We start from the raw sequence: 13,780 nt of genomic DNA, 5'->3' as shown, positions 1-13,780 counted from the left end.
CCCCCCGCGCCGCGGCCCCCCCCCCCCCCCCCCCCCCCCCGCCCCCCCCCCCCCCCCCCCCCCCCCCCCCCCCCCCCCCCCACTACCGGTATACGGTGGGTTGCACAAAACAGAACAGGCCGCCCGAAGGCGACCCGTTCGTTCAACACAGCGATGTCGTCAGGCCTCAGTACTTCCAGCGCAGGCTCAATGCGACAAAGCGCGGCTCGCCGTAGTTGTTGTAATCCAGGTTGGCCCAATAGGTCTTGTCCAGCGCATTGCGCACGCTCAACGTCGCCGTCCAGCTGTCGCTGATGCGGTAGTTGGCGTTGAACTGCACCAGCGCATACGCCGGCTGGTTCACCGTCACCGTGCCGCCGAGCGGATAGGGGACGTTGTAGCCCTGCACCTTGCTCTGCCACTGCACGCCGGCACCCACGCTCAGTCGCTCCAGTGCACCGCGCAGCCGCACCTGGGTGTTGAGCTGCAGCAGATCTTCGGCCGGGTTGGCGTACAGCAGATCGGTGGCGGCACGGGTCACCTTGACGTGGGTGAAGCCGGCATTGACGGTCCATCCCGGCAGGATCTCGCCGTTGACGTCCACTTCCCAGCCGCGTGCCTTGGTCCCGTTGATGCCGATATACGCAGAACTGCCGTCGCTGAGCGAGCGCTCCGGCACGCTCGTGTCGAGCACCGCGTAGTTGTCCTGCTTGGCCTCGAACACCGCGGCATTTGCGGTCAGGCGGCCGTCGAACCACTGCGACTTGATGCCCGCTTCCAGGTTGGAACCTTCCACCGGCGCCAGCAGGTTTTCGTTGCGGTCCTTGAAGTTCTGCGGGTTGAAGATTTCGGTGTAGCTGGCGTACGCCGCCACCTGCGGAGTGATGTCGTATACCAGGCCTACATAGGGCGTGACTTCATCGGTCACTTTATACGCGCCGCTCGTACCGGTATACGCACCAGCCGCGTTGTAGGAGCGGGACAGCGTTTCCCAGCGGCTCAGGCGCGCACCGGCGATCAGCGCGAGTGGATCGGCCAGGCGCAGGCGGGTGGCCACGTAGACGCCGCTCTGGGTGGTCTTGGCGACGCGGCGTGCGCCGGTGCGCGCGTAGGTCACCTCGGAGATGTCGCCATCCCACGTGCGGATATCCGGGATGTAATAGCAGCGCTCGGTCCCGCAACGTGCCCAGTCGGTGGGATAGCGCAGCGCGATGGTGTTGGTGGTGCCTTCCAGATCCGCCCACTGCCCCCCCACGGTCAGGTCGTGCTCGCGGCCGAACAGGGAGAACGTGCCGCTCAGGTAGGCATCCACGTTGCGGCGGGTGTCTTCGGAATCGCCGGCGGCGGTGCGCAGGAAGATGCCCGCACCGGTGGCCGGATCCGGGTAGCCACTGCCGTACACGCGCACGTTCTGCACGTTACCCTGGGTGTAGGCGGTGTTGATCTTCAGCAGCCAGTTCTCACCGAAGCGCTGCTCCAGGTTGGCGAAGGCGGTGCTGGTCTCGCGCTGCCAGTAGCTCCACTTCGGCGCGACGTTGGTCGAGCGCGGCAGATGGGCGAAGTCGCCCTGGCCGTTGAAGAACGGCACCGTGCCCCAGGTCGAGCCGACCGGATTGTTGTCCTGGGTCTGGTAGCCCACGGTCAGCGTGGTGCTGTCGGTCAGGTCACCTTCCAGCACGGCCATGCCGGCCATCTTGTTCTCGTGGTAGCGGTCGTAATACAGATCGCGGTCGGTGTAGGCGGCAACCACGCGGCTGCGGAAACGGCCGTCAGCGGTCAACGGCGCGGTCACGTCGGCTTCCATGCGCTGGTAGTCCCAGCTGCCGGCGCTGACCGAGAAGGAGGCATCGAACTCCTTGCCCGGGCGCTTGCGCAGCAGGTTGACCGTCGCCGATGGCACACCGGCGCCGCTGAGCAGGCCGTTGGCGCCGCGGATCACTTCGACCCGATCGTAGAACGCGGTGTCATATTCCTGGTTGGTCGAGCCGCTATAGGTGGGGATGCCATCGACCTGGAAATCGGTGATGGCAAAACCGCGCGCGTAGTACAGCGGGCGCTGGGTGTCATAGAAGGAGACGCTGACGCCGGTGACGTTGCGCATCACATCGTTGATGCTGAACAACGATTCGTCCTGCAGCCGCTGCAGGCCGATCGAGGTCGCCGACTGAGGCGTCTCCTGCAGGCTGATCGGCAGACGCGTGGTGCTCGAGGGCATCGCGCGCGCACCCACCACGCTGACCTTGTCCAACGTCTTGGCATCGGCAGCGCTGCTGGCATCGGCCAGCGCATCGGCGAAGGCCTGCGGGGCGGTCAGCACCAGCACGGAAAGCAGGGCCAGGCCCAGCGGGGCACGGCGGGGAAGGCGAAGCGAAGCAGCGCAGGCGTACATGCGGGTCTCGTGATGATATGGGGGTGTGGCCGGGCCCCAAGCCCGGCGGGGTGCAAATGTAAAGCGTTCTCATTCGCTTTACAAATACTGAACATTCAGATTGTCCAGCCCCCAGAACGCAACCGGCCACCGCAAGGGTGGCCGGAGGGAAACCGTGGCCAAGGCCCGAAGGCCCCGCCGGTGCAGGCTTACAGCGCCTGCAGTTCTTCGTTGGCGTTGCGCTTGGCCTCGGCCGGCTTGGCGGCCGGCGGCGGGGTCAGCATCACCGCCGGGCTGGTCTCGACCGGCACCTCCAGGTACGGCAGCTTCAGGGTCTCGCTGGTCAGGCGGCGGATCTCATTGGTCAGCGCCGGGCTGTCGTTGAGCTTGCGGCCGTACGACGGGACGATCTGCTTCAGGCGCGCTTCCCAGCCGGCCGCCATCTGCTCGGGGAAGGCTTTCTTGAGCAGGTCCAGCATGATCGGCGGCGAGGTCGAGGCACCCGGCGAGGCGCCGAGCAGGGCGGCCAGGGTGTGATCCTGGTCGGTCACGATCTCGGTACCGAACTGCAGGATCGCGCCCTTTTCCGGGTCCTTCTTGATGATCTGCACGCGCTGGCCGGCGGTCACCAGCTTCCAGTCCTCGCGCTTGGCGTGGGGAAAATACTTGACCAGTTCGGCCTGGCGGTCATCATCGTTCAGACGTGCCTGGCCCATCAGGTACTTCACCAGGTCCAGATTCTCCAGGCCCACGTCCATCATGCCGGCTACGTTGTTGTGGTTGACCGAGGAATACAGGTCGAACCACGAGCCGTGCTTGAGGAACTTGGTGCTGTACAGCGCGAACGGCCCGAACAGCACCACCGGCTTGCCATCCAGCTTGCGCGCATCCAGATGCGGCACCGACATCGGCGGCGAGCCGGTTTCGGCCATGCCGTAGGCTTTGACCGAATGCCGGTTGGCGATCGCCGGGTCCTGGAAGGCCAGGAACTGGCCACCGACCGGGAAGCCGGCGTAGTTCTTCGATTCCGGAATGCCCGACAGCTGCAGCAGCTTGAGCGCGGCACCACCGGCACCGATGAACACGAAGCGCGACTTGACCGTGGTCTCGTTGTCGGACTTCAGGTCCTTGACGGTCACGTTCCAGCTCTTGTCATCGTTCTGGCGCAGCGCGCGCACTTCATGGTTGAGGTGCAGTTTGAAGTTCGGGCTGCGTTCCAGGCCCGCGGTCAGCTGGCGGGTGATCACGCCAAAGTTGACGTCGGTGCCCAGCGGCATCCAGGTGGCGGCGACCTTCTGCTTCGGGTCGCGGCCCTCCATCAACAGCGGTGCCCACTGCGTGATCTGCGCGGGATCCTCGGAGTACTGCATGCCGTAGAACAGCGGGTTCTTGACCAGCGCCTGCTGACGCTTGTGCAGGTAGGCGATGTTCTCATCACCCCAGACGAAGCTCATGTGCGGGGTCGGGTTGATGAAATCGCTGGGCTGGCTCAGGCGGCCTTCGCGGATCTGGTGCGACCAGAACTGGCGCGAGATCTCGAACTGCTCGGCGATGCCGACCGCACGCTTGGTCTCGATGCTGCCGTCGGGCAGTTCCGGGGTGTAGTTCAGCTCGGCGAACGCGGAATGACCGGTGCCGGCGTTGTTCCAACCGTCCGAGCTTTCCAGCGCGACTCCGTCCAGGCGCTCATAGACCTGGATGTTCCAGTCTGGCTGCAGCTCCTGCAGGAAGGTGGCGAGCGTGATGCTCATGATGCCGCCGCCGACCAGGACGACGTCGACCGGCTTGTCGTTGCCGGCAGCCGGGACCGAGCGCTGATGCAGCGGCCAGTACAGGAACAGTGCCGCTGCCAACAGCAACACTACGAACAGGCCGAGGACGACCTTCGCTAGTTTTTTCATGGGGATCTCAGGTAGGGAGACATGGGAAGGATGCCGCCGCTGCCGGGAACGCCCGTGAAGACGGGCGTCACAGCGGTACCTTGACCGCAATTTTAGCCCTTTCCGGTACGGATTTGGTGCAACGCAGCATCCGGTGGGTGTGCCAGGCCGGGTCAGTCGCTGGCCAAGGTGAAGTATTCAAGGAGGAAATAGCTGGCTTGATAGGCCAGCGCTATCAGGGCCAGGGCCAGGTGCGCGCGGCGCTGGCGCAGGGTCATGCCCAGCCCGGCAATGGCCAGCATCACCACCGTGTGGACCCAGTAGGCGTCGCCGAGCATCTGCCAGCGGCTGTGACCCTTGATGGCGGTATCGACCAGATCCAGCAGCGTGACCAGCGCCAGCATCCCGAAGAAGCCACCGCGCCGCTGCAGCAGGTAGTTTTCATAGCTGCCGAACTCGCGCACATCGTCCGGAAACAGCAGGACGCAGAGCAGGTACCACGCGGCGCAGTAGGCGATCACGAACAGATACAACTCGAAGGTCCACTGCCGGACCTCGCCCAGCCGGAACTCCCACCACCAGAAGGTCACCACCGAGATCAGCGCCCAGACCACCCAGCACAGGTGGATCCACGACCAGCCGCGGCGCTGGGGGTGCTCGATGATCCCCGCCAGCCCGCGCAGCAGGGTGGTGATGCTCAGGCCGAGGATGATGCTGAGCACCACACGGATGTGCAGGTAGACCGGATCGGTGTCCATCGACGTGCCCGCGGCTGGAATGCGCCGATGCTGCAACGGGGCGGGTCGTCAGGTCGTGTAGGGCGGCTCTACCGGTCGGGGCTTACCGCTTCTTGCGCACCAGCGTCGCCGAGGCCGCCAGCACCGCCCGGGTCAGCAGCGCCATCGTCTGCACATCGCCCTTCCAGTGCTGCCAGTACAGCGGCACGTCTTCCCAGGCGCGCTGTTTCATGTGCACCAGCCGGCCGGCATCGAGATGGCGCTTGACCAGCGGCAGCGGGTTCATGGTCCAGCCCAGCCCGCCGAGGTTGGCCTGCACGAACGCGCGGGTGGAGGGAATCCACCAGGTCGGCGCGGTCAGCGGCAGGTCGTTGCCGGCCAGGCGGCGGGCGAACCGGGCCTGCATGTCGTCCTTGCGGTTGAACACCAGCACCGGCGCCTGGGCCAGCGACTGCGCGTTGACGCCCTTGGCGAAGTGCTGCTCATGGAAGGCCGGGGTGCAGGTGGCGGCGTAGCGGATGCTGCCCAGCGCATGGATCTGGCAACCCTGCACGGGCTCATCCAGCGTGGTCACGGCGCCCAGCACGGCCCCTTGCCGGAGCAGGGCCACGGTGTGGTCCTGGTCTTCCGAGCGCAGGTCCAGCGTGGTGCCGGTCTGCCGTGCGAACTGCAGGGCGGCCTCGGGGAACCAGGTTTCCAGGCTGTCGTGGTTGACCGCCACCGGAATGCTGGCGTGGGGCAGGTCCTCATCGGCGATGCCCATCCGGTGCAGGGCATCGTGCTCCAGCAGGGCGGTCTGCTCGGCCAGCTGCACCAGCACCTGGCCTTCGGTGGTGGCCACCGCCGGCGAAGAGCGTTTGACCAGCAGGCGGCCGACGCGGTCCTCCAGCGCCTTGACCCGCTGGGAGACCGCCGAGGCCGTGACATTGAGCGACTGCGCGGCACGGTCGAAGCTGCCTTCGCGGATCACCGCCGCCAGGGCGCGGAGCTGGGCATGGTCGATGCGCATGATCTTAAGTTCCGCTAAAGATGGTTAAGTAAGTTTAGCTCTACTTTTTAATGTTGCGGCGCGACAATACGCGCCATCCGGTGCTGTACGCCTTGGCGAGGCACCGCCCCCCAGCAAGACACAGGTGGTATCCCATGTTTTCCATCCTTTCCGGCGGCGCCGGGCTGAGCGCGTGGCTCAGTGGTGCCGCAACCGGTATCGGCCTGTTCGCGGTGGTCGGCGCGCAGAGCGCGTTCATCCTGCGCCAGGGCATCCTGCGCAAGCACATCATTCCGGTGGTGGCGACCTGCGCGGCCATCGATGGCATCTTCATCTTCGCCAGCGTGGCGGGCCTGCGCACGCTGACCCAGGCGCTGCCGTGGCTCACCACCGTGGTCCTGTGGGGCGGTGTCGCCTTCCTGGCGTGGTACGCCTGGCAGTCGGCGCGGCGCGCGCTGGCCGGTGGCGGTGGCATGCACGTGGACGACGGCGACAGCACCTCGCGCCGCGCGGTGCTGATCTCGGCGGTCGGGTTCTCGCTGATCAACCCGCATTTCTGGCTGGACATGATGGTCATCGGCGGCATCGCCGAGAACTTCGGCAACGCGCGCATGGCGTTCGCGGCCGGCGTGTTCACCGCCAGCTGCCTGTGGCTGACCGCCCAGGGCCTGGGCGCGCGCCTGCTGGCCCCGCTGTTCACCAAGCCCAAAACCTGGCGCATCCTCGACGGCACCATCGCGGTGATCCTGTCGATCCTGGCGCTCAGCCTCGCGTTCCGCGGCATGCATTGAACTCTCTCCTCGATGCAGGTCCTGGAAATGGCATCGTTCGCGGTGCCATTTTTTTTGCCGCCTGCAGGATTATCCCTATGGTTGACCGGTTGGGCTTCCGCCTAGAACCGCGATCCCGGACATGAGGTCCAATGCAGCAGGGGAAAGGATGAAACACCTTCAAGGGTTGGGGTTGCTGGTGTTGCTGGCCATCACGGGCCAGGCCGGCGCGGTGGATCTGGAGCGCTACCTGCGCCGGGATGCCTTCACCGATATCAAGATTTCACCGAACGGCGACTACTACGCGGCGACCGTGCCGATGGAAGATCGCACCGCCCTGGCGATTCTGCGCAGAAATGGGGGTGAGGTGGTGGGCTCGTTCGTGCCACCCAGGAACAATCACGCCAACCATTTCGACTGGGTCAGTGGAGAGCGCGTGCTGATCGGCCTGGCCGAAAAGCATGGTTCTCTGGACCAGCCGCGGATGACCGGTGAGCTGTATGCCATGAACGCCAACGGCGGGCGCGGCGAACTGCTGGTCGGCTACCGCGTGCAGGGAAACGGCCCGGGTACCCGCATCCAGCAGAAAAAAGTGGAGGCCGTGGCGGCGTTCCTCGCTGATGACCTGCCTGCGGACGACCGCAACGTGCTGGTCACGATCTGGCCGTTCAACGATGACCCGTTCACCCGTGCCGATCGGCTCGATGTCACTACCGGCCGCCGTCAGACCGTGGCGCGCTCGCCCGTGCGTCGCGCCGATTTCGTCACCGACAACCAGGGCCAGGTACGTTTCGCGCACGGCGCGGGAGCCGACAACGTCAACAAGCTGTATTACCGCGAAGGGTCGGGCACGACCTGGAAGCTCGTCAACGATGAAGCACTGAACGGGCGTATCGAAACGGCGATTGGTTTTTCCGAAGATGGTCGGCTGGCGTACTTCAATACCGAGATGCCGCAGGGGCCCGATGCCATCGTGTCCTGGGACCCGGTGACCGACGAGCGCAAGCTCGTGCTCCGCGATCCCGTGGTGGATGTGCACAAGTACATCTACCGGCCGGGCACATCCATCCCGGTGGGGGCGCTGTACCTGGGTGACACGCCGCGCACCCGCTTCTTCGACGAAAAGGGCCCCGATGCCCGTCTGTATCGCAGCCTGGAGGCCGCATTTGGTGGTGATGCGGTGTTCATCACTTCCAGCACCCGTGATGGCAGGCAGCTGATGGTCGAGGCGTGGTCGGGGCGCAACCCGGGCGACTTCTACATCTTCGACAATGAGGCAAAGAAGGCCGACCACGTCATCAGCCGCAGCAGCTGGATCGACCCGGCCGCGACTGCCGTGGTGCGTCCGGTGGCTCTCAAAGCGCGTGATGGGCTTGCCCTGCACGGCTACCTGACGGTGCCGGGTAACGGCAATGCCAACAGGCAGCCGATGGTGGTGATCCCGCACGGGGGGCCTTACGGTCCGTTCGATACCGGCGGCTACGACCCGGTCAGCCAGATGCTCGCTGACGCGGGTTATGCAGTGCTGCAGATCAACTTCCGTGGATCGGGCAATTACGGGCGCGCGCATCGGTCTGCTGGCGCCCGCGAGTGGGGCGGCACCATGCAGGACGATCTCACCGATGCAACCCGCTGGGCCATCAGCGAGGGAATTGCCGATGCCTCGCGGATCTGCATCTATGGCGCCAGTTATGGCGGCTACGCGGCGATGATGGGCGCTGCGAAGGAGCCCGGTCTGTACCGTTGTGCGGCCGGGTATGTCGGTGTCTATGACCTGCCGATCATGTTCACCACCGGCGACATCCAGCGGCGTGGTTCTGGTGAAAACTATCTCAAGGAATGGATCGGTGACCGGCAGCAACTGGCTGCCGTATCGCCGGTGAATCTGGCCAACCGCATCAAGGTGCCGGTATTCCTCGCTGCCGGTGGCGAAGACGAACGCGCCCCGATCCAGCACACCAGGCGGATGGAAGCGGCGTTGAGGAAAGCCGGCGTGCCGGTGGAGGCGCTGTACTACCCTACCGAAGGCCACGGCTTCTACACCGATCCGCATCGCCGTGAGTACTACACCAAGCTGCTGGCGTTCCTGTCGCGCCACATCGGAGGGCAGGCGGCCAACACCGTGCAGCCCTGACCGCATCGTTGGGCTTAAGAAGACAACGGCACCGTGAGGTGCCGTTGTTGTGTGTGGGGAGGGCTGAACGCGGCAGATTGCAAGTTGTTGCATGGTGCCCGGGCGCGACCCTGCGGGATGCTGGGCAGCTCTCCCTTCGGGTCTTTCCAGCATGCGGCGCTACCTCTCCTCAACGTCCCACCTGCGGCCTTTTTCGTGCTGGTCAGCGCGTTTGCTGCTTGTTCTGTTTTGCAATCCCTCCCGTGCGACCGATATCGATGACGGTCTGCAGTTGACGGTGGAGCAGGCGCTCATGATCGCAGTGCTCTCCGGCGAGGTGGACGAGAGGGCGATCCGGTTGCACGGGTTGATGCGGGGCAGCGAGCCCGTGGGGCCATTGAGCGAGCCCGACGCCGCGGTACTTCATCACACCGTCCAGTTACTGACAATGGGCAAGCTGATGACCGAAAATGTTGTCGCATTTGCGTACGGCAACCGGCTTGAGGGCACAGCGGCAGGTCGTCTACTGGCGGCATCGCCAGCATGGGGATTCGCCGGCGATGGCGCTCGTTGCCTGGCACAGGACGTCCGGCGCGAGCCTGTTGATGGCGCACCTGCCGCCGCCGCATCCACCGATAGGGTGGGATATCGCGTCCAGTACGTTTGCATCGCACCACATATGCACAAGAGTCGTGCGCTTGCACAGCTGATGACGGCTGTCGTGCAGGGACAGGCCGTACCATCGGTAGATGCACTGGAGCGGTCGATGTTGGCCGGCGAGCGCCGCGACGCGACCCGGCCTTGGTCTATCAGCGGCAGTCTCTCCTTGTCCAGCGATGCACACGGACGTAACTGGACGAGCAGTGGTGCCGTCGTGGGCGAACAACTGCTGGCGGAAATGGAGGTGCCGCCGACTGTGTGGATGCCGATGCCGGTGTCGCAGGCCGAATCGGTGCGCATGGCGGTGCGGGAACTGATGCAGCGCATGCAGGTTGCCGGAGAAGCGTCGGCAGACCTGCAGGATGCGATCGCCGCGCACCTCCTGCTGAGCTTTCCGGAAGTGTTGTGGGGTGCCGTGCGCGAGGACGTCACCGGATTCGCGCGCGCAGTTGCCCGCCGCGCGGCCACGGCCGAATGTCGGGTGCAGGAGGTGCAGCAGGGGGAGGACCGGTATGAAGCGCACACCGTTCGCCTGGCGCAGGCAGCCTTGACATGCACGTTGCCCGTGCTGGAGTGGACGCTTGCACCTCTCGATGCCCACGGTAGTGATGCGACCGCCTTGGCGACACGCTATCGCCAGTTCCTTCAGCGCGCGGCGGAAACGATTGCCACCTCACCTGCCCATGTGGCCGCAACTGCAGTGGACCTTCAGCAGGTGCCCGGACCGAATGGCGACGCATGGCACGCCGAGCCAGGTGCTTTGCCCAAGCTGCTGCTGGAGGGCATCCTGCCCGCGTCGTTGGTGAAAGAACGCGGCGGCCTGGCCCTGAACGCAGATGCGCTCCATCCGGATATGCGTTTCGAGCATCTTGACGGGCGCAATCTGGACGAGTCTGGACGCGTGCTTGTGCGCCGTTTCCTTTATCAGCTGCGCGCGGCCAATGCGCAGAATGAGGTGACACTGCCGGAGCGCTGATTGCCGCGGTTCGGCTACTTCACCCCGTGCATCATCTTCTTCAGCAGCGGCGAGCAGATCAGCGCCACCGCCGCGCAGCCCAGGCCGATCCACATCAGCAGCCAGAACAGGTGTTCGTAGCTGGCGGCAGCGTTGGCGATATCCATGGTCTGGCCTTCCGGCACCTCGATCGCGGCGAGCTTGCCGAACAGCGCCGCCAGCGTTTCCGAGAACGCAGTGGCCAGGAACCAGGTGCCCATCATCAGGCTGACGACGCGCGGTGCGGCGAGCTGCGTGACCGCCGACAAGCCGACCGGTGACAGGCACATTTCGCCGATCTCCAGGATCAGATACGCCAGCACCAGCCACCACACGCTGGCCATCTGCCCGGTCGCGCCGACGTGCTGGGCGGCCAGGGCCAAGGGCACGAACGAGAGTGCGGCGAAGATCAGCCCGATCGACGATTTGATCGGCTTGGACGGATCCATGCGGCGACGGTCCAGCCACGCCCACAGCATCGCAAACAGCGGCGCGAGTACGACCAGGAACAGGCCGCCGAGGTAGGTCAGCGAGCCGGCGGTCTGCGGGATCACCAGGCAGTCGCGGATCAGCATCACCAGCATCGCCGCCACAATGGCGATGAACAGGTTGCGGGGCGCGGACGAACCCGGGTTTCGCTCCGACAGGCGCGCGGCCACCACGAAGCCCAGCGGCGCCAGCAGCAGCGAGGCGATCGACCAGGGCAGCGGGGTGCCGCCCTGGATCACCAGCGACGGCACCAGATCCTTGGTCAGCAGGCGATCGGTAAAGGTCACCCAGGAGCCGTAGGTCTGCTCGTACAGGGTGAAGAACACCAGAGCCATGAAGATCAGCGCCATCAGCGCGATCATCTGCTGGCGCTGCACCGGCGTGCAGCGGGTACCGGTGAACCAGGCGAACCAGACCAGTACGCCGCCGAGCACGACGATCATCAGCATCAGTGCCAGGCTGATTTCACCGCCGAGCGCGAACGCGCCGTTGGCCGCGGCCCACATCAAGGCAGCGACGGGGATTACGCCGAGCACGGCCACCGCATAGATCAGCCATTCGCGACGGATGCCGAGCACGCGCTGGCGCAGCGCCGGAAGGTCGGACGGTTCGGCGTGGCCCTGCAGATACTTCTGGCCCCACAGGAACATGCCCAGCCCGATCACCATGCCGATACCGGCCGCGCCGAAGCCGTACTTCCAGCCATAGGCTTCGCCGAGGAAACCGCACACCAGCGAGGCGAACAGCGCGCCCAGATTGATGCCGGCGTAGAACAGCGAGAAGCCCGAATCGCGGCGGGGATCGTTCTCCGGGTAGAGCTTGCCGACGATGGTGGAGATGTTCGGCTTGAGGAAGCCCACGCCCATGATGATCAGGGCCAGCGAGAGGTAGGTGATGCCCAGGGCCGCGTCATCGCGTACCACGGCGCCGTCAATGCGGACCGCCGCGTGGCCTTCGAACGCCATGCCCAGATGCCCGAGCACCAGCAGCACGCCACCGAACACCACCGCCTTGCGCATGCCCAGCCAGCGGTCGGCGAGCAGACCGCCGAACACCGGGATGCAGTAGACCAGGCCACCGTAGGCACCGAGCAGGTCCAGCCCGGCCTTGTCGCCGAACAGGTGGTACTTGGTGAGATACAGCAGCAACAGCGCCTTCATGCCGTAGAACGAGAACCGCTCCCACATCTCGGTGAAGAAGCAGATGTAGACGCCCTTGGGATGGCCGAGGAAGTCGTCGGTAGCGGGGGAGGTTGCGGCGGCGGGCAGGGCGGCTGCGGTCATCGAGGGATCAGGCAGGGCGGACAAGGGGGCGAGTATAGGCCCGGGGTGACGGTGTATCCGTGCCGGGTCTGGCCGCTCCGCCGTCGGGGTGCCGGCCGCTCCGCTGTCGTAGTGCCGGCCGTTGGCCGGCAGCCTCAGCAGCCCGGCATCGCTCGCCTACAGATAGCGAAGCCACGCCAGATCCCGCCGCCGCGCCTTGAACCGCGCGAACGCTCTGGTCGGCCAGTACAGCGCCAAGGCCAGCAGCGCGGTGATCACCCACAGGCTCGCCACATGGTCCACGGCGAAATACGCGCCGTGGGTGTGTCCCCAGCGTGCTTCGGCCAGCACGTACAGCAGCTTCAGCACGTACAGGTGCAGCAGGTAAAAGAACATCGGTGCCGCGCCGATGTCGGCCAGCGGCGCCAGCGCCCGGGCCACGCGCGGCGGCTCGTACAGGCGCAGCAACAGCAGGCCGATACCCAGGGTCAGCAGCAGGAACAGCAGCGAGGGCGGGTACTTGGTGATGTTGAAGACGCTCATCAGCGTGCTGCCCAGCGTGGCCGAGGACTGCCACGGGCTGTCGCCGTAGAGGTTCACCGCCCGCAGGATGAGGAACGCCAGCAGCGCACCGGCGCCGGCCCTCCACAGGCGGCGCTGGCGCAGGAGCGCACCGCCACCGCGCGCGAACCACGGGCCGATCACCCAGCCCAGTGCAATGACGCCGATCCACGGCAGCACCGGGTAGGAGGTGCGCAGGCGCAGCCCGTCGGTCACGGTGATCCAGTCGCGCTGGTGCAGCACCTTCCACAGCACGGCCAGCGCCCCGTCGCCCTGCACGCGGATGCCGTCGAGCAGGTTGTGCCCGGCGATCACGGCCAGCGCCAGCACCGCCAGCGCCCCGCGTGGCAGCCACAGCAGCCCGGCCAGCGCGATCATGCTGATGCCGATCGCCCAGATCACCTGCAGGTACATCACGCTGGGCGGGAACTGCAGCGTCCACGCGAAGTTGACCACCAGCAGCTCCAGCACCACCAGGAACAGGCCGCGCTTGAGCAGGAAGGCCGACGCGGCCCGGCGCCCATCCGGCTTGCCACTGGCGTACAACCAGGCCGACAGGCCGGTCAGCAGCACGAACACCGGCGCGCACAGATGCGCCAGCAGCCGGCTGACGAACAGCGCCGGCTCGACCTGGTCGACCGCCATCGGGTCGCCGACCTGCTGGTGCATGTAGAAGGTTTCTCGCACGTGGTCGAGCAGCATCAGCACGATCACGGTGCCGCGCAGCTGGTCGATGGAGGTCAGGCGGGAGGTGGGGGAATGCGTCACAGCAGCGCCGGTTGCTTGGTGCGATAGGATATAACATAACCAAATGGATGGGCCCGGCGCGCGACGTTGCCCAGTCCGGCGGGTCGCGGCGGCGGCGGCACGCGAAGGTCAACAGGGGCCTTGATCGGGTGGTGCAGGGTTGGCGGGCCGCGGCCCGCCCGACGGGGCGTGGCCGGCCCTGCACGCGAGCGGGGGCGGGCGTTTTTGGCAG

General features: G+C 66.0%; 9 protein-coding genes. 3 read left to right on the top strand and 6 right to left on the bottom strand.

Annotation, left to right across the window (positions count from 1 at the left end; translation table 11 throughout):
* Positions 1 to 166: 166 nt before the first annotated feature.
* The 4 genes from QMX81_RS18335 to QMX81_RS18320 all read right to left on the bottom strand — a co-directional run bounded on the left by QMX81_RS18335 (position 167) and on the right by QMX81_RS18320 (position 5,973).
* On the bottom strand, positions 167 to 2,368 hold the full coding sequence (locus QMX81_RS18335) for a TonB-dependent siderophore receptor (RefSeq protein ID WP_121043311.1): 2,202 nt from the start codon (positions 2,366 to 2,368) through the stop codon (positions 167 to 169).
* 188 nt (positions 2,369 to 2,556) lie between these two features.
* The gene (gene mqo, locus QMX81_RS18330; protein ID WP_121043326.1) at positions 2,557 to 4,248 is read right to left on the bottom strand and encodes a malate dehydrogenase (quinone); all 1,692 of its coding nucleotides are present in this window, start codon (positions 4,246 to 4,248) and stop codon (positions 2,557 to 2,559) included.
* Between the two features lie 152 nt (positions 4,249 to 4,400).
* On the bottom strand, positions 4,401 to 4,985 hold the full coding sequence (locus QMX81_RS18325) for a hypothetical protein (RefSeq protein ID WP_121043329.1): 585 nt from the start codon (positions 4,983 to 4,985) through the stop codon (positions 4,401 to 4,403).
* Between the two features lie 82 nt (positions 4,986 to 5,067).
* A complete protein-coding gene (locus QMX81_RS18320; protein WP_259261335.1) occupies positions 5,068 to 5,973 on the bottom strand; it encodes a LysR family transcriptional regulator ArgP in 906 nt (301 codons plus the stop codon).
* A gap of 134 nt (positions 5,974 to 6,107) precedes the next feature.
* On the opposite strand from QMX81_RS18320, the gene QMX81_RS18315 reads away from it, so the two are divergent.
* From QMX81_RS18315 to QMX81_RS18305, 3 genes are all read left to right on the top strand, one after another.
* Positions 6,108 to 6,743 (top strand): LysE family transporter, encoded by a 636-nt coding sequence (locus tag QMX81_RS18315; protein WP_121043335.1) that lies wholly within the window; start codon positions 6,108 to 6,110, stop codon positions 6,741 to 6,743.
* 148 nt (positions 6,744 to 6,891) lie between these two features.
* Positions 6,892 to 8,856, top strand: coding sequence for a S9 family peptidase (locus QMX81_RS18310; RefSeq protein WP_282263591.1), 1,965 nt, complete (start codon positions 6,892 to 6,894; stop codon positions 8,854 to 8,856).
* Between the two features lie 211 nt (positions 8,857 to 9,067).
* The gene (locus QMX81_RS18305) at positions 9,068 to 10,471 is read left to right on the top strand and encodes a hypothetical protein (RefSeq protein ID WP_282263588.1); all 1,404 of its coding nucleotides are present in this window, start codon (positions 9,068 to 9,070) and stop codon (positions 10,469 to 10,471) included.
* 14 nt (positions 10,472 to 10,485) lie between these two features.
* On the opposite strand, the gene QMX81_RS18300 is transcribed toward QMX81_RS18305, so the two are convergent.
* Both QMX81_RS18300 and QMX81_RS18295 read right to left on the bottom strand, forming a co-directional pair.
* Positions 10,486 to 12,261 (bottom strand): oligopeptide:H+ symporter, encoded by a 1,776-nt coding sequence (locus QMX81_RS18300; RefSeq protein WP_152153658.1) that lies wholly within the window; start codon positions 12,259 to 12,261, stop codon positions 10,486 to 10,488.
* A 156-nt stretch (positions 12,262 to 12,417) separates the two neighbouring features.
* Positions 12,418 to 13,569 carry a heparan-alpha-glucosaminide N-acetyltransferase domain-containing protein gene (locus tag QMX81_RS18295; protein ID WP_152153660.1) on the bottom strand — a complete coding sequence of 384 codons (1,152 nt, stop codon included), beginning with the start codon at positions 13,567 to 13,569 and terminating at the stop codon, positions 12,418 to 12,420.
* Positions 13,570 to 13,780 lie beyond the last annotated feature (211 nt).

The organism is Stenotrophomonas sp. PS02301, from assembly GCF_029959485.1.
Taxonomy (GTDB): Bacteria; Pseudomonadota; Gammaproteobacteria; order Xanthomonadales; family Xanthomonadaceae; genus Stenotrophomonas; species Stenotrophomonas maltophilia_Z.
This window is presented reverse-complemented; position numbering and strand designations above follow the sequence as displayed.

Bases quoted from the DNA above. Each gene is read 5' to 3' on its own strand.
- QMX81_RS18300 (WP_152153658.1), bottom strand. From the start codon at position 12,261: ATGACCGCAGCCGCCCTGCCCGCCGCCGCAACCTCCCCCGCTACCGAC.
- QMX81_RS18310 (WP_282263591.1), top strand. From the start codon at position 6,892: ATGAAACACCTTCAAGGGTTGGGGTTGCTGGTGTTGCTGGCCATCACG.
- QMX81_RS18315 (WP_121043335.1), top strand. From the start codon at position 6,108: ATGTTTTCCATCCTTTCCGGCGGCGCCGGGCTGAGCGCGTGGCTCAGT.
- QMX81_RS18325 (WP_121043329.1), bottom strand. From the start codon at position 4,985: ATGGACACCGATCCGGTCTACCTGCACATCCGTGTGGTGCTCAGCATC.
- mqo (WP_121043326.1), bottom strand. From the start codon at position 4,248: ATGAAAAAACTAGCGAAGGTCGTCCTCGGCCTGTTCGTAGTGTTGCTG.
- QMX81_RS18335 (WP_121043311.1), bottom strand. From the start codon at position 2,368: ATGTACGCCTGCGCTGCTTCGCTTCGCCTTCCCCGCCGTGCCCCGCTG.
- QMX81_RS18320 (WP_259261335.1), bottom strand. From the start codon at position 5,973: ATGCGCATCGACCATGCCCAGCTCCGCGCCCTGGCGGCGGTGATCCGC.